This window comes from Paenibacillus sp. V4I9 (assembly GCF_030817295.1).
Classification (GTDB): Bacteria; Bacillota; Bacilli; order Paenibacillales; family NBRC-103111; genus Paenibacillus_E.
This window is the reverse complement of the sequence record NZ_JAUSZE010000001.1, coordinates 335,476-357,630: the sequence shown is the minus strand read 5'-3', so window position 1 is coordinate 357,630 and position 22,155 is coordinate 335,476. Positions and strand designations below refer to the sequence as shown.

At 47.4% G+C, this 22,155-nt stretch carries 18 protein-coding genes; 7 read left to right on the top strand and 11 right to left on the bottom strand.

The window, feature by feature from the left end:
- Positions 1-66 precede the first annotated feature (66 nt).
- From QFZ81_RS01625 to QFZ81_RS01610, 4 genes are all read left to right on the top strand, one after another.
- Positions 67-864: a Cof-type HAD-IIB family hydrolase gene (locus tag QFZ81_RS01625; protein ID WP_307434660.1), complete on the top strand. Its 798-nt coding sequence runs from the start codon at positions 67-69 to the stop codon at positions 862-864.
- A gap of 150 nt (positions 865-1,014) precedes the next feature.
- Positions 1,015-2,634 (top strand): long-chain fatty acid--CoA ligase, encoded by a 1,620-nt coding sequence (locus QFZ81_RS01620; protein WP_307601194.1) that lies wholly within the window; start codon positions 1,015-1,017, stop codon positions 2,632-2,634.
- A gap of 6 nt (positions 2,635-2,640) precedes the next feature.
- Complete coding sequence (locus QFZ81_RS01615) at positions 2,641-3,099, top strand: acyl-CoA thioesterase (protein WP_307601192.1); 459 nt, start codon at positions 2,641-2,643, stop codon at positions 3,097-3,099.
- Positions 3,100-3,159: 60 nt separating this feature from the next.
- The gene (locus QFZ81_RS01610) at positions 3,160-4,011 is read left to right on the top strand and encodes an SDR family oxidoreductase (protein WP_307434670.1); all 852 of its coding nucleotides are present in this window, start codon (positions 3,160-3,162) and stop codon (positions 4,009-4,011) included.
- A gap of 147 nt (positions 4,012-4,158) precedes the next feature.
- On the opposite strand, the gene QFZ81_RS01605 is transcribed toward QFZ81_RS01610, so the two are convergent.
- The 5 genes from QFZ81_RS01605 to QFZ81_RS01585 all read right to left on the bottom strand — a co-directional run bounded on the left by QFZ81_RS01605 (position 4,159) and on the right by QFZ81_RS01585 (position 10,831).
- Positions 4,159-5,031 (bottom strand): carbohydrate ABC transporter permease, encoded by an 873-nt coding sequence (locus tag QFZ81_RS01605; protein ID WP_307434676.1) that lies wholly within the window; start codon positions 5,029-5,031, stop codon positions 4,159-4,161.
- A gap of 28 nt (positions 5,032-5,059) precedes the next feature.
- Positions 5,060-5,935, bottom strand: a complete 876-nt coding sequence (locus QFZ81_RS01600) for a carbohydrate ABC transporter permease (RefSeq protein WP_307434679.1) — start codon at positions 5,933-5,935, stop codon at positions 5,060-5,062.
- A 73-nt stretch (positions 5,936-6,008) separates the two neighbouring features.
- Positions 6,009-7,355: an extracellular solute-binding protein gene (locus QFZ81_RS01595; protein WP_307601190.1), complete on the bottom strand. Its 1,347-nt coding sequence runs from the start codon at positions 7,353-7,355 to the stop codon at positions 6,009-6,011.
- Between the two features lie 123 nt (positions 7,356-7,478).
- Positions 7,479-9,038 (bottom strand): response regulator, encoded by a 1,560-nt coding sequence (locus tag QFZ81_RS01590; RefSeq protein ID WP_307601188.1) that lies wholly within the window; start codon positions 9,036-9,038, stop codon positions 7,479-7,481.
- Positions 9,035-10,831, bottom strand: a complete 1,797-nt coding sequence (locus tag QFZ81_RS01585; RefSeq protein ID WP_307434690.1) for a sensor histidine kinase — start codon at positions 10,829-10,831, stop codon at positions 9,035-9,037. Before QFZ81_RS01585 ends, QFZ81_RS01590 begins: the two co-directional genes overlap by 4 nt.
- Before the next feature lie 163 nt (positions 10,832-10,994).
- Between QFZ81_RS01585 and QFZ81_RS01580 the strand changes: the two genes are divergently transcribed.
- The 3 genes from QFZ81_RS01580 to QFZ81_RS01570 are packed head-to-tail and all read left to right on the top strand — an operon-like array spanning position 10,995 to position 13,287.
- The gene (locus tag QFZ81_RS01580) at positions 10,995-11,654 is read left to right on the top strand and encodes a helix-turn-helix transcriptional regulator (protein WP_307434693.1); all 660 of its coding nucleotides are present in this window, start codon (positions 10,995-10,997) and stop codon (positions 11,652-11,654) included.
- Complete coding sequence (locus QFZ81_RS01575; protein ID WP_307434697.1) at positions 11,651-12,766, top strand: alanine racemase; 1,116 nt, start codon at positions 11,651-11,653, stop codon at positions 12,764-12,766. Before QFZ81_RS01580 ends, QFZ81_RS01575 begins: the two co-directional genes overlap by 4 nt.
- A 56-nt stretch (positions 12,767-12,822) precedes the next feature.
- The gene (locus QFZ81_RS01570; RefSeq protein WP_307434699.1) at positions 12,823-13,287 is read left to right on the top strand and encodes a RidA family protein; all 465 of its coding nucleotides are present in this window, start codon (positions 12,823-12,825) and stop codon (positions 13,285-13,287) included.
- A gap of 316 nt (positions 13,288-13,603) precedes the next feature.
- On the opposite strand, the gene QFZ81_RS01565 is transcribed toward QFZ81_RS01570, so the two are convergent.
- The 6 genes from QFZ81_RS01565 to QFZ81_RS01540 form a co-directional block, all read right to left on the bottom strand.
- Positions 13,604-15,334, bottom strand: a complete 1,731-nt coding sequence (locus QFZ81_RS01565) for a methyl-accepting chemotaxis protein (protein ID WP_307601184.1) — start codon at positions 15,332-15,334, stop codon at positions 13,604-13,606.
- A 127-nt stretch (positions 15,335-15,461) separates the two neighbouring features.
- Positions 15,462-16,493: a galactose/methyl galactoside ABC transporter permease MglC gene (mglC, locus tag QFZ81_RS01560; RefSeq protein ID WP_307434704.1), complete on the bottom strand. Its 1,032-nt coding sequence runs from the start codon at positions 16,491-16,493 to the stop codon at positions 15,462-15,464.
- Positions 16,494-16,511: 18 nt separating this feature from the next.
- Positions 16,512-18,029 carry a sugar ABC transporter ATP-binding protein gene (locus QFZ81_RS01555; RefSeq protein WP_307434708.1) on the bottom strand — a complete coding sequence of 506 codons (1,518 nt, stop codon included), beginning with the start codon at positions 18,027-18,029 and terminating at the stop codon, positions 16,512-16,514.
- Between the two features lie 144 nt (positions 18,030-18,173).
- Complete coding sequence (locus QFZ81_RS01550; RefSeq protein ID WP_307434711.1) at positions 18,174-19,247, bottom strand: galactose ABC transporter substrate-binding protein; 1,074 nt, start codon at positions 19,245-19,247, stop codon at positions 18,174-18,176.
- 110 nt (positions 19,248-19,357) lie between these two features.
- Positions 19,358-20,338, bottom strand: a complete 981-nt coding sequence (locus QFZ81_RS01545) for a substrate-binding domain-containing protein (protein ID WP_307434714.1) — start codon at positions 20,336-20,338, stop codon at positions 19,358-19,360.
- A 12-nt stretch (positions 20,339-20,350) separates the two neighbouring features.
- On the bottom strand, positions 20,351-22,078 hold the full coding sequence (locus tag QFZ81_RS01540) for a cache domain-containing sensor histidine kinase (protein ID WP_307449148.1): 1,728 nt from the start codon (positions 22,076-22,078) through the stop codon (positions 20,351-20,353).
- Positions 22,079-22,155 lie beyond the last annotated feature (77 nt).

Sequence of the window (22,155 nt, the reverse complement as noted above, 5' to 3'; positions counted from 1 at the left end):
AGTAATTCGGGTATGCTTATAGCAGAATTTTTAATATATACTACTTATCGGATCGGAGAGAACTACATGACTTACAAACTAGTTGCCGCTGACTTAGATGATACGCTGCTGCGTGATGATCTAACCATCTCACAAGAGACTATTGATGCTATGCACCAGGCTGTTGCCAAAGGCGTAACCGTAACGATTGCAACGGGAAGAAGCTTCCCATCAGCTGCCAAAATCGCCAACCAGATCGGACTCAATGTTCCGATTATCACGTATCAAGGCGCATTAATCAAAAATCTACTTGATGAGGAAATCCTCTACGAGCGTACAGTACCTGTTGAAAGCGCCCGCCTCCTGCTCGATTTCTGCGAAAAGCGCAATCTTCATCTACAGCTTTACCATGGGGATCAGCTTTATGCAGGTGAAGATAACGAAAAGATTAAAGCCTACGTACGTCTTTCTAAGACGCCTTATATCATTGGTGATCTGCGCCAATGGATTGACATCCCGCAGCCTAAGATGCTTATCGTCGATACGCCGGAAGTTTGCGACCAGCTGCGCGAAGAGCTGCTGCCTCTGCTGGGAGACAAGCTGCACATTACGAAGTCCAAACCACACTACTTGGAATTCATGCATAAGGAAGGTACCAAAGGACATGCGATCACTTTCCTTGCTGAGCATATCGGCTGCTCCTTAGATGACGTTATTGCTCTGGGCGATGCTTGGAATGATCGTGAAATGCTGGAAGTCGCTGGACTTGGCGTTGCCATGGACAATGCGCTGCCGCAGCTCAAGGAGCTGGCGAACTACGTGACGAAGAGCAATAACGACGACGGCGTTAGACATGTTATTGAAAAGTTTATTTTGAATACGTAAGAATACGCGAGAGTTAAACCGATTCCATCTGCATGGTTCACATGCGCCGGAGTCGGTTTTTTATTTACAATCGCTTGTTTTTCGGACATATCCTGTCCCTCCGGCTTATATATTACAATAGAATCAGACAATCCCCGGAGGTGTTTCCACATGGAAAATTTCCCATTAACGCTGCGCTCTCTCTTTGAACGTTCACAAACCTTGTTCCCCAAAAAAGAGGTTGTTTCACGTACAAGCACCGACATCCGTCGGTATACGTACGCCGATTTCGGGAGACGTGCGAAGCAGTTATCCAGCTCCCTGCAAGCACTTGGCGTGAAGCCAGGAGATCGGGTTGCGACTTTTGCCTGGAATCACCACTGGCATCTAGAGGCTTATTTCGCCATCCCCTGCATGGAGGCTGTGCTGCACACGGTCAACATCCGCCTCCCCGCTGAGCATATTGCGTATATTCTTAATCATGCGGAAGACCGTTTTCTCTTCGTCGATGAGACCTTACTCCCTATCATAGAGAAAATCCAGGATCAACTTACGACGATAGAAGGCTATATTTTGATGACGGATAAAAAGGAATTGCCGCCTACTTCTTTACATCCAATCTATTTATATGAGAACATGATAGAGGGCGGCGACCCTCAGTATACATACGCTGCGGACATAAATGAAAGCGCTCCCGCAGGCCTCTGTTATACATCTGCGACAACTGGCAATCCCAAGGGCGTGGTGTATTCTCATCGCGGGATCTACCTGCATTCCCTCTCCATTGGTCTGGCGGATACACTAGGACTTTCTGAACGCGACACCGTTCTGCCTATTGTGCCGATGTTTCACGTTAATGCTTGGGGACTTCCATTCGCGTCTGTCTGGTTCGGCAGCAAGCAAGTGCTTCCGGGACCTTCGCCGACACCTGACATCCTGCTTCGTTTGATCGCAGACGAGAAAGTGACGATTGCTGCTGGTGTCCCTACGGTATGGACGGCCGCACTTAAGGTGCAGGAATCACTGCAAGTGGATTTATCATCCCTTCGCGCAGTGGTCTGTGGAGGATCTGCTGCCCCGCGCAGTCTGATTGAAAGCTACGAGCAGCGGCTCAAGGTTCCATTCTATCATGCTTATGGGATGACAGAGACCTGTCCTCTCGTTACCGTTGCCCGCCTCAAAAGCTACCAGGAAGAGGCCTCTTACGATGAACAATACGATGCGAGGGCTACTCAGGGCTTGCTTGTGCCTGGGCTTGATATGAAAATCGTTGGACCTCGGGGTGAGGTAGCTTGGGATGGTAAGGAAATGGGCGAAATCCTACTGCGCGGGCCATGGGTAGCTACGGAATACTACAAAGATGCCCGAACACAGGAATCGTTCCAGGACGGGTGGTTCTATAGCGGAGATATCGCGGTTATTGACAGTGAAGGATTTGTGAAGCTGGTGGACAGGGCCAAGGATTTGGTCAAAAGCGGCGGGGAATGGATCTCGTCTCTCGACTTAGAAAATGCATTAATGGCACATCCGAATGTGTTCGAGGCTTGTGTCATCGGTGTGCCGCATCCCAAATGGGATGAACGGCCTCTTGCTTTCGTCGTCCTGAAAGACGCTGCGTTACAAACGGATGACAATAAAGAAGATTTACTCACCTTTTTGGCAAACAAATTCACAAAGTGGTGGATTCCGGACGATGTTGTGTTCCTCAACGAAATACCTAAATCGTCGGTCGGTAAATTTATGAAACGCGAGCTTCGCGAGCAGTATCAAACCTATTTCACAGGAGACTAGATAGCAATGAACAATTTTGAATTAGAGGGCTTCCGCTTTTATACACCAACGAAAGTTCGTTTCTGTGAAACCGATGCGAACGGACACCTGAGTCACCTTTCTTCCGTCATTTACATGGAGCAAGCCCGCTGTGAGTATATGAACGGTTTGGGTTTATTTTTTGCAAATTCGGATGGTAATCTGGCTGATAAAACCTTCTTTCTCGTCAGCCAAAGCGTCGAGTACAAGTCTCAAGCGCATTTTAACGATAACCTCGATATTTATATGAAAGTGAGCCGGATCGGCACTTCATCGATTGAAACTCAGTATGCCATTGTTAAGCGGGAGAATAAACAGCTTGTGAGCTTCGCTACCAGCACTGGCGTTTATGTCGATGTTCATACACAAAGCGGCACCCCGCTTCCAGAAGACTTAGCAAGCCGGATCGAGCAATTCGAAGCTTCGTTCCTAGGGCAGCAGCAATAGAACAGCATTCACAGCATTAATTATTAGCAGCGTAAATTGATGATGGAGGGCGCGATTGGTATGTTCGATTCAACCTTGCTGAAGGATAAAGTCATTCTTATTACAGGTGGCGGTACCGGTCTGGGCCGTGCTATGGGCGAGAAATTTCTGACGTTAGGCGCAAAACTAGCGATTATCAGCCGACGCGAGGAAGTGTTAGCTAAAGCAGCAGCCGAAATGGGCAGTGAAGGCAAAGAAGTATTCTACAAAAGCTGTGACGTGCGTGACCCGCTTCAAGTTGCCGAGATGGTGGCCGCTGTGGATCAGCACTATGGCCGTATTGATGTACTGATTAATAACGCAGCCGGCAACTTCGCCAGCCCGACAGAAAATTTATCTCCGCGCGCAGTGGATGCGGTGCTGGATATCGTCCTTCACGGAACGTTCTACACCACGTTAGAAGTGGGCAAAAGATGGATCGAGCAGGGCGTCGGCGGTACGATGCTGAACATCGTCACCTCTTACGCCTCCACCGGCTCGGCCTTCGTTGTACCGTCGGCTGCGGCCAAGGCCGGCGTGCTTGCGCTGACGCGGTCGCTTGCCGTCGAGTGGGCGCGGCACGGCATCCGGCAAGTCGCCATCGCGCCGGGGCTCTTCCCGACCGACGGCGCGTGGAGCCGACTGGCTCCGACCCCCGAGCTGTCGGAGAAGCTCTTGAACCGCGTGCCGCTGCGGCGGGTCGGTGAGAAGGATGAGCTCGCGAACCTCGCGGCTTATCTGATTTCGGACTACGCCGCCTATATTAACGGCGAAGTGGTCACGATCGACGGCGGCGAATGGCTGCAGGGCGCCGGGCAGTTCAACGATCTGCTCGAGGTGACCGAGGAGCAGTGGGTTGGGCTTGCGGAGATGACGCGCAAGGGCAAGTCATGAGTGGTATGTAGGATCATTTGCTTACTCATTTGCGTAATGTTGTATTTCGTACAACATTACGCACGTTATTACACGTTTTCCGCGTGAATGTTGCAAAAAATACAACAATTTATGCCTCGCACTATTAATTATTTGTTTTAAAACTCGTTATCCTTTGACTGCACCAGCCGTCATTCCCTTCATAATCTGCTCTTGGAACAATAAGAACACGATAATGGTTGGCAGTACGGCAATGGCAAGTGCAGCCATCGTCAATTCGTAATCGGTCATATACCCCGTAGCAAAAGCAGATAAACTCAGCGGAACTGTCTTAAGCGCAGGCTTGCTAATAAAGACTAGTGCGAACGCAAAATCATTCCAAAATCGTAAAAATCCTAAGATCGCTACCGTAGAGAGAGCTGGCAAGCTAAGCGGAAGCATCATCCGAAAGAAAATGCCCCAATAGCCTGTGCCGTCGATTAACGCCGCTTCTTCAATTTCTTTGGGAATCGTAATTAAATAAGCCGCAATGACGAAGATGGCTAATGGCAGTTCAAAGGCCACATAAGGTAAAATGAGTGCACCGTACGTGTTCAGAAGGCCGATTTTTTTCATAATAATAAAAAGTGGTACGAGTGTGCTATGGATCGGAATGAGCATTCCGAGTAGGAATAAGCCCATTAAAAATGGCTTTAATTTAAATTCAAACCGTGATAAAACAAAGGCTGCCAGTGCTCCAATAACTAAGGTCAGCACGAGCGAGGCCACTGTCACTACGGTAGAGTTCCAGAGCGAGAGACCCATACCCGATACTTTCCATGCTCGAACGATATTGTCCCATTTCCAAACCGTCGGCAGTAAAAAGGGCCGCGAATGAAATTCCTCATTGGACTTTAAAGCACTCATAAATAACCAAATCAACGGGTACAGCGTGACAAGTGCATACAGGGTCAAACAGATGTTGATGACAACGCGCGCCCACCCTCTTCGCTTCTTACCTCCAGCGGGAAAACCCGTCTGCATCGATACAACCTGCTCCATAGATGTCCCTCCTGAGAGAAATTATTTCCTAACGATAGTCTCGTTTCATGAGATATTGGCTGCCAACGATTAAGAACAAACTAAGAATAATAATTGCCGTAGAAATGGCACTGCCAAAACCGAAACGATACACATTGAATGTGCTGTTGTACATATAAGAAGCAAGCAGTTCCGTGGAGTGTGCCGGTCCACCGCCCGTCATGACATAGATGAGATCGAACGCCTTCAAGCTTCCGGATATGCATAGCACGACGGCTACCTTGACTGTATCCCATATCATAGGCAGTGTGACTGCAAACAACTTGCGAACCGGACCCACGCCGTCCAGCTGAGCAGCATCTTCAATCTCCGGTGAAATATTCTGTAGAGCGGCAATAAACATAATCATGTAGGGACCAATATAATTCCAGATGATCGGCACCATGAGCGCGAACATCGATACTTTCGGATCGGAGAGCCAAGATTTCTTCCAGCTTTCAAGCCCGATTCCCTCAAGTAAGAAGTTGAGAATACCGATTTGCGGGTGATAAATGTATCCCCAGATGATCCCGACAACAACCGAAGACAGCACCATGGGCATAAAGACAGAGGCTCGAATGACACGTTGAAATAGCGTACTGCGCATGAGGAGAAGCGCTAATACCATAGCAATCGGTACCTGACCGAAAACGGAAGCTGCAACGATAAGCATGTTATTTTTAAAAGCTTTCCAGAAGATTGGATCTTGGATCACTTCTGCGTAGTTGTCAAACCCGATAAATTTGGCTGCCCCGATACCTTTCCAGTCGAAAAAGCCGTAGTATGCCGACCAGAAAATCGGTACAATGACAAAAAACAGATAGAGTACTAAGGCCGGAAGCAGCCCTATGGTAATGAATCCTCTTATTCTAGCGGATACGGTCATAACTTCCCTCCTTGCTATCTTTTTTTGAAAAAAGGCTCCAGCCGGGCTTTGGCTGGAGTCCTGTGGCCGTACTTTATTTGCCGACGGCTTTCGCTTGCGCGTCTTGAATTTTTTTGGCAATATCCTCAGGCTTGCCGCCCATAAGTAGCTCTTGAAGACCATTGTTCACGACATCGGCACTAGCGGAGCTAAGCTTGCCATCGTAAACTGGCGTTTTCTTGACCGTGTTCATCATTTTGTACACTTCTGCAAACAAGGAAGATACTTTGGTTGTATCCAAATCTACTTTGTAGCTAACGAGCTGGTTGCTTTCCAAAATGGCTTTCTGTGCTTCTGGGCCAGACAAGGCATAGATCAGTTCGTAGGCTGTGGCTTTCTGAGCGCCGGTAACTTTCTTACTCATCCCAAGACCTGTTCCCACTACGCCTGAAAGAGAGCTCGGATCACCTTTGCCGTTAGGCACGGATGGCAGAACGGTAACAGCCATGTTAGCTAATGCTTCTTTGGACGTATTCGACGCTAAGTTCGGTAATGCCCAACCACCATCGATCATCATGGCCGCTTTACCTTGAGCGAACATTTGTTCCATTTGTGTGTTATCAATGCTGTTGAAGCCTTCTTGGAAAGCCCCAGCCTTACCAAGCTGTTGAAGATACATCAAGGCTTGTACGAATTCTGGATCCGTAAATTTGGCGCCATTCTGATCCACTGCTTTCAGGAACCATTCCGTACCTGTCACACGGTCTGCAAGTGAGCTGAGAATGCTGGACTGCGCAACCCATGCTGCTTTGTTACCAAGTGCGATTGGTGTAACATTATTCTTTTTGAACGTATCCACCAGCTTCATGAGATCGTCCCATGTCTTAGGCGGCTGTACATTATATTTGTTAAAGATTTCTTTGTTGTAGTAAAGGATCGAAGTAGGAGATAAAGCCATCGGTGCGCTGTAAGTTTTGCCTGAGATGGTGAAATCATCAAACGACCCTGGCATAAAACCATTCTTCCATTCCGCTTTGCTGTCCAGCAGCTCATTAATCGGCTGAATCAAGTCACCACCGACGAATTCCTTGGTCATGACACCTGGCCACATCACGAATAGATCTGGCATTTCATTAGCGGCTGCTACCGTTTTTAAACGTGGACGGTAACCATCGGGCGGGATTCCCTGTATATCTAACTCGACATTCGGGTGATCTTTCTTGAACTTCTCCATATATTCACGCATCGTTTTGGCGCGGAGATCTTCGCCTGTATAGTTGTGCCAAATCGATAATTTCACTTTCTCAGCTGGTTTGGCTGCATCTGTCGATTTGGGAGATGTGGTACCCGCAGCACCCTCTTTTGTTCCACTTGAACCACAACCGGCTAATAAAGCTAATGACATCGTTGCCGCCAGTGTAACGATCAATGACTTTTTCATTTGTTTGGACCTCCTAAAAGTTTTCGTAGATACATAAGCTCAAGCTCTCTCTATGAACTTTAGTATAGAGGACATATTCAGGAGGGGGTACGGGAGAAACTTCGGCGCAGAGGGGGACATTATTCAGTCTTTATTCCCTTGTCGAAATTCAGACGGCGTTCTTCCCGTATACTTTTTGAACTGCTGCGTAAAGTATTTGATATCTTCATAACCAACTCTTCTAGCAACATCACTGACTTTGGTCTGAGTACCCTGGAGGATATCCACGGCGCGCTTCATCCGTTCCTGAGTGACGAATTCGATATACGTACAGCCTGTCTCCCGCTTGAACACCTCGCTAAAATGATTAGGATTCACATGCACGAATCCAGCCACCTGCTGCAGCGAAATCGGCTGATGCAGATTGTCCCGGATATAGGCAATAGACTTGTGAATATACGCGTAGCGATTCTGATCCAAGCCTTGATGAAAACGCGTCATCACGGCAGAAAGCACCTTAAAGACTTCTTCTTCGGGACGCCCTTCCCGCTCGTAGGTAGGAAGTGTGCTAAGTGAAACCGTCCCCTCTTGGGAAGAACTGGCCCGTTCAAGCCATCGATGACCCGCTATAATCATCGACTGCAAATAGCCCTGCACCGTAAGCGGCGTCGCTGAGGCATCTTCCATCAGAGCCCGCACCTTCTGGTTCACCCAGTGCCTCAGCTCTGTGGCATTGCCGCTCATCAAGATCGCCGTAAGCTCCGCTTCCTCCTTCTCGGTGCATACCGTACGACCTCCGCTGCGGTCCCTGATATCATCAACCGTAAACAGTCCCTGTGCACCGAGCAGCCCTTGGTAAGCAAAAACTTCTTTCGCCGCACGATACGATTCCCGAAGGCCTTCGTAATCCTGTGTTACGGTTCCAAGCGCTGCAAATGCCGAGCATTTGAGCGTTTCGGTAACGCGCTTAAGCGCCTTTGTGAGCCCAGCTGGATCGGTCATCCCGACTTCGTGACGCACTACAAGCAACAAATGGTCCTTCTTCATGAGCGTAACACACGGGAGCAGCTCGAAGAGGATATTCTCTGCGGCTCCTTGCAGAAGCTCCAAGATAGGCGTTTCCCCCCAACCGGACACAGAGATAAGGAGAACTTGCATCGCTGCAGATTCACCTGACTCCGGGTGAACAACTATACCATTCTTGCTAAACCATACTTGCAGCTGCTCTTGAGCTTCGCTATCATCGTTCAAGCCTCGACCCAGCACCCGTTCCAACAACTGATTGCGCAGTGCAGCCTGTTGAAGATTATCCTGTTTGATCGACTCCCATTTATCCATAATGTTCTGCTTCGCTTTCAGCGCAGCTTTAATAATCTCTTCTGGACGACTGGTCTTCAGCAAGTAATCAGTCACACCTTCGCGCAGTGCCTGCTGGGCATAACTGAAGTCATCGTAACCTGTAAGGATAACGATCTCCGTATCCGGCAGCATCGCTTTCACCTCGCGTGCAAGCTCGATTCCATCCATACCTGACATACGAATATCGGTCAGCACAATATGCGGCTTCTCTTCAGGAATGCGCTCTAATGCCTCTTCAGCAGAAGCGGCGGCCGGAAGAAGTTCTAGACCAAGCTCCTTCCAATCAATGACGGTACAAAGACCTGTTCGTATAATAACCTCATCGTCTACAATCAAGATTCTCATGTCGCTAGTTCTCCCGTCCCAAGAGGAATTGAAAATGAAATGCTCGTCCCCACACCCTGCATACTCTCAACAATAAGCCCAGATTCTGCTCCATAATGCAATAACAATCTTCGGTGAACATTGATGAGTCCGTAGCTAGTAACAGCTATCTTCGTTTCTTTAGCGACTTCGCTTAGCATACCTAGTTGACGATTGGCCAAAGCGAGCTGATCTTGAATCTCACGAAGCTTCGTCTCATCCATGCCTATTCCGGTATCTTCAACAACGAATTTCATTTGACTAGCCTGCCGTTCTCCGTGCACATAGACGTGACCCTTCGCTTTTTTCTTCTGGATACCATGAATAAGACTGTTCTCAATCAGAGGCTGTAGAAGCAGCTTCAGCATTGAGGTTTGCACCATCGCGGGATCGATAAAAAATTCAATCTCAAACTGGTCTGGAAAGCGAATAGCTTGTATATAGGCATAATTCTGTGCATGAGAAATTTCCTGCTGAACGGCACAAAACTCCTCGCCCTTATTCAAACTAAATCTTAAGAAATCACTGAGCGCGCCCACCATTTCAGCAATTTGACGATCCTTATTCATCAAGGCAATCCAATGTATCGAGGATAGAGTATTATACAAAAAGTGCGGATTGATCTGCGCCTGCAGAGCCATAATATCCGCTTCCTTTTTCATCGCCTCGTTCAGCTGCACTTGATCCTTCAGTCTACCTATCCGTTCACTCAGCTTATTATAACTGTGGACCAGTAGTCCGACTTCATCGACGCTTTTCACCTCATAAGTAGGAATCGTCTCGTCTGGATTCAGATCCTTCAAATATTTGGTCAGCTTCATCAAAGGCTTCGTTACCCATTGCAAGAAGTAGAGTACCATCCCCATAGCGAGCAGCAGGGCAATTACGATCGTAACAGCTGTCACTGTGAGTACGTAACCATTTTGCTTTTGATAGATCTGTGTAGGGATGAAACCAATTAATTTCCAACCTAATCGAGGAATAGGATTATACAAAACCGTATGCGGTTGTTCCCCTATTCTTACGTTCAGCACACTGCTTGCAGCCGCTAGATCCCCCATTTTCGGAAAAACTTCTCCGACGGTTCGTGCTAACCAACTCGGATCGCCACCCGAAATGATCTGATCATATTGATCTAACAAAAGAACGAATCCACTGCTTTCCCAGCCTGCACCTGTCAAATAACGCTCGATCTCTGCCTGATCGAGCGAAACGGTAAGCGTACCTAACGTCTTGAAAGTACTGACATCACGAATGGGTCTGACTAGTGAAATGACCTTCTTCGGTCCGTCCGATGTTTGAATTTCATACAGCGGAGACCACCATTTTGAAGCTGGCCTGTAAACGGATTCATATTGCTGTGAGAGAGGAAATAATCCCGAGTTGGTTATGGTCGTTGTAGAAAGAGCAGGGTTGCCGTTCTTCGGTGTAATTGTAATGTTGGAGATGTATTTTTTGGAATATGATAAATTCCATAGGGTGCCCACGATAAGTGAATAGCTGTTGACGTCCCCTTCTTCGTTATCGAGATACGTTTGAATATCCTTTTGCCCGATCAGAAACACCGACATATTCTCAACGTCTTGAATAACAAAATCAAGCTTATCTGACATTTGCTTCAGTGTGTTCATCCCCGCCTGCTTCGCCTTATCCTCCGTCACCGATGTTGCGATGCTATAGGACACGATCCCCATGGAAAGCAACGGTAATACAACTGCGAATAAAATAAGCAAAGACAGTTTACGTTTCAGGGATTTGGCAAACCAGCGTCTCATGGGTGATCCCTCCTTCGGTCTTACAGTGATCTTTTTTACATAGTACCATGAGCATCGGCAGAAAATCATACTTTTTTTTAGTTCAACAAACTTTTTGTTTGACATTAAATATGTTTGTGTTACCATTTTTCTCAGAATAACCTTACAAGGGGAGATGACAGACATGGAATCAATTCAAGATGAATTCGGGTTTTTGACTGAACTTGTGACAGGACTTGCCGCTCAATTCGGAGACAACTGTGAAGTCGTGCTGCATGACTTGACAGGTCCTTACGACAGCTCCATCGTCGCGATTGCGAATGGTCACATCACAGGACGTAAAGTCGGAGATCCCGGAACGAATCTGGGTCTGGAGCTGCTGCGGGGAAATCATGTAAACGATAACAAGTTTAACTACTTAACACAAACCAAAGATGGTCGCATTCTGCGCTCCAGTTCGATGTATATGAAAAATAAAGCAGGTACTATCATTGGCTCGCTGTGTATTAATTACGATATTACTGAGCTGATGATCGCGGAGAAAACGCTGCAGACGCTTATACGTCCTGGGGAACAAACAGAAGTAAAGGAATCGTTCGTTACAAGTGTAAGCGATCTGCTCGATGCCCTTATTCAAGAAGCACAAGAGCAAGTTGGCAAACCCGTGGCGGTCATGACCAAGGAAGATAAAATGCGCATGATTCAACTTCTGGATGCGAAAGGTGCTTTTCTTATTAAAAAAGGTGGCGAGAAGATTTGTACCTATTTGAATATCTCAAAGTATACCCTTTATAGCCACTTAGAAGAAGGCAAAAGTGCCGTGAAAGAGAGTGTGGAAGGATGATGAAAACGTTGGAGAATTTGGAGACACCTTCCCTGCTTATTGACACAGAACGCATGGATCGAAATATTCAAGCAATGGCTGATGTCATCAGCAAACATCATGTGAAGCTGCGTCCGCATGCGAAAACGCATAAGCTCCCTTCCGTCGCACTCCAACAAATTAAGGCTGGCGCTGTCGGAATCACGGTAGCAAAAGTGTCCGAAGCTGAGGTTATGGCGGCGGGTGGCGTTAACAATATTTTCATCGCTTACCCACTTGTAACCGCAAGCAAGATTGAAAGAGCGATTCGCTTAAGCGAGCAAATCGAGCTGATCGTCGGCGTCGATAGCTTAGCAGGCGCTCAACAATTAGAGCAGTGCGCTAGCCGACTTGGCCACTCGCTGCAAGTCCGGCTAGAAATCGATACCGGCTTTCGCAGAACCGGCGTACTCTACGAGCAGGCCTCAGCGCTCGCCGCGGAGATCGCCCGCATGCCGCATTTGCGGCTGACCGGCATCTACACGTTTCGCGGCTCCCTGCTTGCAGGCAAGCCAACTCTCGACGTGGCTGCAGCCGGTCAAGAAGAAGGCACCCTGATGGCGCAGCTGGCCGAGCGTCTTAGAGCGCAGGGCATCGCTATCACGGACGTTAGCGTCGGATCCACACCGACGGCCGCTTCCGCCGCTGCGGTAGAAGGCGTGACGGAGGTCCGCCCAGGCACCTACGTGTACTACGATCGGATGCAAGCCCGCTTAGGCCTTTGCGGCATCGAAGACTGCGCAGGCAGCGTACTCGTCACCGTCGTTAGCCGCCCGTCGGCGGATCTCGCGATCATCGATGGCGGCAGCAAAACATTCGCTACCGATGTGCAGCCGGGCACAGACCCGCTTCAGCTGCGGGGGTTCGGCCACATCATGAACCTAGAGGATGCGCTTCTCATTCGCTTATCAGAAGAGCATGGCATGCTTGATCTTGGGCCTCTCGCCCAGGCGACCAACATACAGGTAGGCGACAAGCTGCGTATTATTCCTAATCACATTTGCAGCACCGTCAACCTGCATAATCAGGTTTTTATGCAGCGCGGTGATGCGTATGAGCCGCTTCCGGTGCTTGCACGAGGTATGTTGGAGTAAGCAATCAGGCAGCATTACTGCCGATTTAATCACCATTCGACTTGGAGGTCAACATTATGTCTCAAATTGAACAACGTCTACAAGACCTAGGTATCACGCTTCCCGCATCCCCGGAACCGCGATTCACTTATATTCCTTGCAATCAAACAGGGAATCTCATTTATTTATCCGGTCAGGATTGCCGTATTAACGGTGAACTTATGTACGAAGGCAAACTTGGCCGCGAAGTAACGATCGAGCAAGGTCAAGCAGCAGCCCGTCAAACCATTATCAATTGCTTAGCGGTTATGAAGGGCTATCTTGGAGACTTGGATCGTGTTGTCAAAATCGTGAAAATGCTCGGTTTCGTCAATAGCGCTCCGGGCTTTGGTGATCAGCCCTATGTCATCAACGGCGCTTCTGACTTGTTAGTGGCTGTGTTCGGCGAGCAAGGCAAACATGCTCGTTCAGCGATTGGTACGAGTGATCTGCCTTTTCACACACCGGTGGAAATTGAACTTATCGTAGAAGTGCGTGATTAAGCACTATAATAAAAAGAACCTGGCCGATGGCCAGGTTCTTTTCTGCCTACGTTTGAGTATAGGGAACGAACTTCTCTTTGCTATCACTCACTCGAATAGATACCAATCCTCCATCTTCTCGTATGTAAAGATGAAATATATAGTTACAGACACGATTCCACATCCCCTCGCATCTATAACGATGAAAAATATCTTTACAGCTTGTGCAACGGAATCTTCTCGAAACCACACCCCATTCTCACGAGCTAAGAGGAACGAGGATTCGTTATTTCGCCGTTTCACGTCCTAAGAGCCTTATTGGAGTCAGCTATACTCCTCACACGCGGAATCTTCCGATTAAGGTCTGCAAATCAGCCGCCATGCTGTTCAGTACTGTCGCCGAGGAGACGATCTCCTCCATGCTTGCGTACTGACCCTCGATGTTGGAAGAAACATTTCTTGCTCCCGCAGCGGTCTGTCCGGCTACTTCATCAATCGCGCGAATCACATCCACGGCTGCGCGTGTTTTCTCGGAAATAGCGGCCGAACTTCCTGCCACTTCCTCGATCTGCCTCGCAACTTCGTCCATCGCATCGCGAATACGTTTGAAGGTATCTCGCGCTACGCCGACCACCTCAAGTCCCGTCTGCACCTCTCGGCTCCCAGCCTCGGTGGAACTGACAACCTCTCTTGTTTCATCCTGAATACTGGAAACAAGATGAGCGACTTCTTCCGCCGCTGCTCCCGTCTGCATAGATAACTTGCGGACCTCGTCGGCGACGACCGCAAAGCCTTTACCAGCGGCTCCGGCGCGTGCCGCTTCAATGGAGGCATTGAGCGCGAGCATGTTCGTCTGCCGCGCAATACCTGCAATCATCGCGTTCGCATGGACGATTTGTTCAGACCGTTGACCGAGCCTCTGTACCGATTCAGCAAGTTCCTTCATCTTTTGATAGATAGCATTCATCTGCTTTATCGCTGTCTCGACAGCCGCATTGCCCTCCCCAGCCTCTTGCTGTGCGAGGAAAGACTGATGATTAGCCGACTGCGTGACGCTTGCAATCTGAATGACGGCTGCTGACATTTCCTCCATGATGGAGACTCCCAAGTGCACACTGCGTACTTGTGCATCCGTACCCATCGAAATGTCCTGGACGGTGTATGTAATTCGTTCCGAAGACTCGCTAATTTGCTCAGAATTGCTGCTGAGCGCTTCCGATGCAGCAGCGACGTGCTGGGCACTGCTGCCTACCTGACTAATTAAGCGATGAAGATTGGCTTTCATTTGATTAAAAGCGGTAGCCAAATGTCGTAATTCATCCCTATTCTTCACGTTAATGTCATCAACCGTTAAATCGCATGCTGCGATTCGTTCGGCTGCTTGTACCATAGAACGTATGGGATTAACAATCATGCGGGACAGCAAGAGGCCGATGGCCAAGGCGAAAAGAAAGGCTGCTACACTGACCCAGATCAACGTTTGAACGGTCGATACAACCACATCATGATTGCGGGCAGAAGCTTCCTCCTGGACGTTCCTTTCCAACTCTTCAATCTTCGCGGCAGCCTGTGTCAATGTTTCCGTTGTCGGAATAGCCCACTGCATCGCTTCCGCTTTGGCTAGAGCAACATTCCCTTTGTCGGCGTATTCCGTCACTTTCTTCACTAGACGAGCAAATGTCATGTTCGAGTCTGCCATGGATTGGATAGCACTTTGCTCGTCCTCGTTCTTCGAAACCTCTCCCATCTGTGTAATGATCGAAGAAAGTGTTCCGTTCATTTCCGTCAAAAGCTTCTCTTTGTCCTTCGTTGGGTCTAAAACGTATCCGAACAGCATACTGTTCTGTATTTGCGTTTTCTCTTTAATCTCAGAAACATTTCGAAGAATAGTGACATTATCATTCAGGAGCTTGGAATAGGAGCTATCCACTTTATTCAAGTATGTATACGACATGCCGCTGGTTACTGCAACGAGTAAAGATACAATAATAAATGTGCCTACAATCTTACTTCTCAAAGAAACTGAAAATAGTCTCTTTCTCCAGCTAGTCGAATTATGATTTGCCATGAGTATGCCCTCCTAAAACGTCAGTAATCGCTTTCATTTCATACAGGATAACAGGCTGTCGTTAAATTGCGACAGCCTGTTTCACTTTATTACCTATAACCAAATGGAGCGTCATGGTGTTTAATTATTATTTCGAATTCATGTATTTACGCATATCGAAGGCAACAGCCGCTACGATAATCACACCTTTAATAATCAACTGCCAGTAAGGACTAATTCCGATAAACGTCAAACCATAGTTGATAACGCTGAAAATTAATACCCCTGCAAGAACACCAGGTACAGTCCCGATACCACCGGAAGTGGATACACCGCCGACGACGCAAGCTGCGATCGCATCTAGCTCGTACATATTCCCGTAGTTATTCGTTGCGCCACCTGTTCTTGCTGCTTCCAACACCCCTGCTAGACCATATAAAGCGCCAGCAATCGCGTAAATGTAGATGAGGTAACGGTTTACGTTAATACCTGAAACGACTGCCGCGTGAATGTTGCCGCCGATGGCGTACATATATTTCCCCAGCTTCGTTTTGTTGAACACAATCCAAACGATGATAGATACGACAATGGCAATAATGACAATGTAAGGAATGGAATAAGTAGAACCGGTTCCGATCGCGCCTGTCCCCAGCTGACTGAAATCTGGTCTCAATCCGCCAATTGGCTGTGACTGATTCGGTTTCATATCAAAGTACAAGGAGTTAGCTCCGTAGACAGCTACCATCGTACCCAAAGTTGCGATGAACGGTGGAACCTTGAATTTTGCAACAATGATCCCATTGATCAGACCTACCAATAGACCGGCTGCAATCGCAAGAAGGATCGGTACGATCAATGGCAGCTCTGGCAAATTCGGGAAAAATCTTCTTCCATACTCCTGCGTTTGCAGCATGGAAGCGGAGATAACGGCGGTCAAGCCGACGATACGTCCAGTCGAAAGGTCCGTTCCCCCTGTGATCAAGATGAATGCCGCACCCAAGGCGATAATGACGCGCGTGGATGACTGCAGTAAAATATCACGAAGGATATTTACGGATAAAAAGCGTGGATCATATATCGCGATACCGATAACTAACACGACTAACACGATGTAAATTGCATATTTGGTCACGAACCCACTAATGTCTCTGGATTTCAATGTTTCTGTCTTCGTACTCATGGTTCTTGGCCCCCTCCATTATGCCATATGCTGTGCAGCAAGGCGCATGATCTCTTCTTCAGTTGCTTTATTTCCTTCTACAATGCCTGTAAGGCGTCCTTCACACATGACCATGATTCGGTCTGACATCCCTAACAGTTCGGGCATTTCAGAAGAGATCATGATAATACTTTTCCCCTGCTTCGCAAGGTCAGCGATGATGGAGTAAATTTCGAATTTAGCACCTACGTCAATTCCCCGTGTCGGTTCATCAAGCAGAAGTACGTCCGGTTCTGTGAGCAGCCATCTGGCAAGCAGCACCTTTTGTTGGTTACCACCTGACAGGTTCTTGATCAGTGCGTGCATATTCGGCGTCTTCACCCGAAGCATTTCGATACTTCGTTCGACTTCTACTTTACGTTTAGCTTCGTTGATGAAGCCAAGTGGATTCATATATCTGCCCAAATTCGCAATCACGGTGTTCTCAAGAACGGATAACACGGGGAAAATCCCCGTTACACGACGCTCTTCCGTGAGCAAAGCGATTTTCTGCTTAATGGCATCAATCGGCGACTTGAGCTTCACTTGCTTGCCATGCATGGAAATGCTGCCGGAAGCAACTCCTCTCATCCCGAACAAAGCTTCAATCAACTCTGTCCGCTGAGCACCAACAAGACCGCCGACTCCAAGAATCTCTCCCTTACGTAGATCAAAGGATACATTCTTAAATGATCTTGGAATGACTGAAGTCAGTCCTTCGACTTTCATTAATACACCGTTCGGCACATTGCTGCGCTCAGGGAAACGCTCCTTCAGATCTCGTCCGACCATCTTCGAAATAATCATGTCGGTCGTTAACTCCGATGATGCCCACGTACCGATCTTGGTACCGTCGCGCATAATCGTCACTTCATCTGAAATTTCGAGAATTTCTTCCATTTTATGTGAAATATAGATGATCGAAACGCCACGACTTCTCAGGTCGCGAATGATGCGAAACAGCTGCTCAACTTCGTTACCCGTTAGTGAAGAAGTCGGCTCATCCATAACAATAACTTTCGAATTGAATGACACAGCCTTGGCAATTTCAATGGATTGTACCTTAGAAACAGATAACGTCCCTACCAGGGTATCCGGCTTAATATCCATCTGAAGCTGTTTGAACAAACTCTCTGTATCTTTACGCATCTTCTTGTGATCCACTAATTTCAAAGGTCCGATCCCTTTTAGCGGAAATCTGCCAAGCCAAATATTCTCCATTACGTTACGATGAGGAACCGGATGAAGCTCTTGATGGATCATAGAAATGCCGCTTGCTAAAGCATCTTTCGAACTTTGAATGGAAACGACTTCGCCATTCAATTTGATTTCTCCACCATCCGGCTTATAAATACCGAACAAGCATTTCATCAGCGTCGATTTGCCCGCACCGTTCTCTCCCATCAGCGCATGCACGCTTCCCGGGCGAACTTTGAGGGTAACGTTATCCAGCGCTTTGACGCCGGGGAATTCTTTGGAGATTTGATTCATTTCCAATAAATAGTCATGTACAGTCATGGTAACTCCCCCTACAGCTCACGATAATCCCCACAAAGTGAAGGCTTTCTTCGTTGTCTCTTTACCTTTGCATGGGTTCCCAAATAAGGAAGGCAAGAGCGCCCGCGTATGATACATCGCTGCTCTTGCCCGCTTCTATTCGGATTACTTCGCTTCGTTCATGTTAGCTTTTGTAATCTTTTTGTAGGAAATCCATACATATTTACCGTCTGTTACATCGTAGCCAGTTGTTTCTTTGCTAGGTGTTTTGCCGTTAGCCAGTGCTGCTGCTACATTCGTTGTTGCTGCACCTTGGTTTTTCGCATCGTTCAGAACCGTTCCGAGCAATGTGCCATCGCTAAGCGCTTGAAGAGCAGGAGCTGTGGCATCTACGCCTACAACCGGTAAAAATTTGTTATCTTTGAAATAGCCTTTTGCTTTCAAAGCTTCGATAGCGCCAAGAGCCATATCATCGTTGTTCGCAAGAACAGCTTCGATTTTGCTTTCGCTGGAAGCTAGGAATGCTGCCATTTTTTCTTGACCTTTAACGCGGTCCCACATAGCTGTATCTTCCGCTACTTTTTCTACACCCAGACCAGCGTCTGTGATCGCTTGGATGGAGAACTTCGTGCGAAGCTCAGCATCTTGATGTCCTGGCTCGCCTTTCAGCATAACGTATTGGATTTTACCGTCTTTGTTTTTATCCGCTTCTGGGTGAGCTTTGAAATAGTCAACCAGCAGTTGGCCTTCCATCGTACCGGATTGCTCTGCTTTAGCGCCTACGTAGTAAACTTTATCCCATTTCTTCATGTCGTCAGCAAGTGGCTCACGGTTCAAGAAAACAACTGGAACGTTTGCAGCTTTTGCTTTGTCGATGATAACGCCTGCCGCTGTACGGTCAACTGCATTAATCGCTAGAGCGTTTACTTTTTTCGTGATGAAAAGATCGACTTTATCATTTTGTGTTGGTTGTGAGTTCTGGCTATCAACGATTTCAACTGTTGCTTTATCTTTAGCAGCATCAGAGATCGCGGCACGAACACCAGACATGAATGTATCGTCAAATTTGTAGATAGCTACACCAATTGTTGGTTTTTTTGCTGTGTCTGCTGCTTTTGGAGTTGCTGCTGCACCTGTAGTTGCTGCTGGAGCTGGTGAAGGTGTTGCTGCTTTATTGCCACAGCCTGCCACGGTTGCAACCAATGCGCCTGCTACTGCAAGAGTAATCAATTTTTTCAAGGTAAGACCCTCCCTAAAAGGTGTGTTGTTTATTATTTACATTCCCTACTATACTGGATCAAAACACCAAAACAAATGCAATATCCTCATGTGTTCTATCAAAATTCTCATCACTTTATAAAAGGGAACAGCAGCTTCTGATTATCCGACCAGAACATATTACCCAGGTCAATGGCTTTAATCCCTGTATCCACGCGGCTGGGCACCTTCTTCCCATTCGAAGCTTCAACCGCGTTCTTTACACCCAAATACCCGATACTGAATGGGTTCTGAATGATCGTCGCTTGGATGACACCCTCTTGCAGCAGCTCCAGCTCTTCGGAGGTACTATCAAATGTGATGATTTTCACTTTGTCCTGCAGGTTCATACTCTGAATCGCATGCGCAACGCCAATGGACGAGATTTCATTCAGAGCAACAATCCCGTCTAATTGGGGATGCTTCTCCATCATGTTACGGGTTAGCTGCGCAGCAAGCTCATAGTCAGTCATACTGTAAACCTTATCAATCACCTTAACACCAGGATATTTGGATAATTCCTCCAAAAGACCTTGTTCCCGAAGCTCTGTATTGCGCTCTCCTTGCATAAAGCTAACAATAGCAATATCACCGCTTGTCCCAGCCAGCTTGATGAGCTGTTTGCCAGCCAATTGTCCAGCCTCATAATTATTAGCCCCGATGAAGCTCTTGGCTTTGCGTGTCTCCACTTCAGAGTCGATCGTGATGACAGGAATTCCTCGTATTGACGCATCATTCACAACCTCGGATAATTGCTTATAACTGTTAGGAGCCAACACAATGGCGTCCGGTCCACTGTTGATTGATTGCTCCATTAAAGCGATTTGCCCCTTCACATCCGCTTCATCGCCTGGTGCACGGAAATCCAGCGTAACATCAAACTCCTTCGCGGCCACCTCGGCGCCGATCTTCACCGTCTTCCAGTAATCTCCATTTTGACTTCGGAGTACAACCTCCAAATGTTTCTTCTGCTCGGTTGGTGTAGTCTCCGTTTGTTTGGAACAGGAGGACATGGAGATGACGGCTACCAGGACGGCAAATAGAAGCGGTCTTACTTTCATTGTTTTATCCATGGCTTCTCCTTCCTATTCATCTTCAAGAAATAAAGGAATCCAAATCTTGACGGTAGTTCCTTCTTCCAGCTCACTTTCAACCTTGACCCCATACTCCGAACCGAAATATAACTGGATGCGCTCATGCACATTTCGCAGCCCTACCCCAGACCCTTTTTCACTTTTCACATGACCGGTCAGGATGTTTTTGAGCGTTTCTTCCGACATTCCGACACCGTTATCCCGAATCTCGAATAGGATCTTCTCATTGATCTTGCTGACCGAAATGTGAATGAGGCCTTCGTCCACCATATATTCAATGCCATGATAAAGTGCATTTTCCACAAAAGGTTGTAAAATCAATTTCAACGTCTTGTAGGGCAGCACCTCATCATCCACCTGAATCTCGTAATCGAACTTATCTTTATACCGCATCTTCTGGATGATCAAATAATTCCGAATGTGCTCGATCTCTTCCCCGATGGTAATAATATTCTTACCTTTGCTCAGCGAAATCCTGAAAAACTTAGACAACGACGTGATGGTTTTGACGACGTCTTCATTCTTCCCATTACCCACCATGCGAACAACGGAATTGAGTGTATTGTACAAAAAATGCGGATTAATCTGAGACTGCAGTACCTCCAGCTCATTCTTCCGCTTCGTCTCCTGCTCATGGATACTTTGATCCATCAGCTCACGAACCCGCGAGACCATCAGATTGAATCTCCGCGAAAGCTGCTCCACTTCATCAGCGCCCCGAACATGAATATAGGTGTCAAAATGGCCCTTTTCGACCATTTCCATCGACTTCTTAAGTCGCTTAATAGGCTGCGAAATGCGCGCAGACATGAATGACGAGATCAACAAAATGAAAACAAGGACAATCACGAGAAGCCAAATCATGAACGTACTGATTTCCTTGCGTGTTGTAACCATTTCATCCATGTAAGAGACGCCAATAATTTTCCAACCGATGTTATTAACCGTCCTGACCACATTAAGCCGCGACTCACCATCGCTGACATCCATGTATTTTCCATACGAGAATTTGAGCGCTTGCTCCACATTTTCATACTTCAAACCAATATAAATAAGCTGCTGCTGCGGGTGATAGACAATGTTACCGGCAGAGTCGTCGATGATGTAAACATAGCCTTTTTTGCCAAGAGAAACCGTGCGGAACACGTCATCCAATGTCTTGAAATTAACATCAACGAGCAGCACAGCCTCCACCCATTTCCCATCCTTTTGAATGGAAACCCCTTTGCTCATGGAAACGACCCATTTGTATGGATCCTTGAACAGATTCTGTATATGCGGCAGGGAAAAAGTGAGATGGTTCGGATTATCCAGCGCAGACTTAAACCACGACTGCTCAAGAAGTCGCGTATTTTTGCGCATCTCGGTCGTGGGAATGCCGGTTACTAGTCCGCCATCTGCTGTAAAAAGATGAATGGAGACGATATCCTCGCGCGTACTCGCGATCGTTTCCAACTGCTCGAGCAGCTTGTCCGTTGGAATGCCATGGCTTTTGGCGATTTTTGCATCGACCACCTCGAAGGTATCCGCCATGCCTTTAATATAGTGTTCCAAGTTAAACTGTACCTGCTCGATCACCTGCTGCGTATTCAGAAAAGCACTCTCTTCTGCGGTTCTAGAAAATTTATTATAAAGCACCAGTGAGACGATCAACATAACGATCACCGTAATCAAAATAAACGACATCGTAATCGTAAATTGAATGCTTTTCACTCTCATCGTGTCCAGCAATACGTTATACAAAGCCTCGAATAGTGTTCTCACTTTACGTTTCAAGCTTTACCACCCACCCCTTT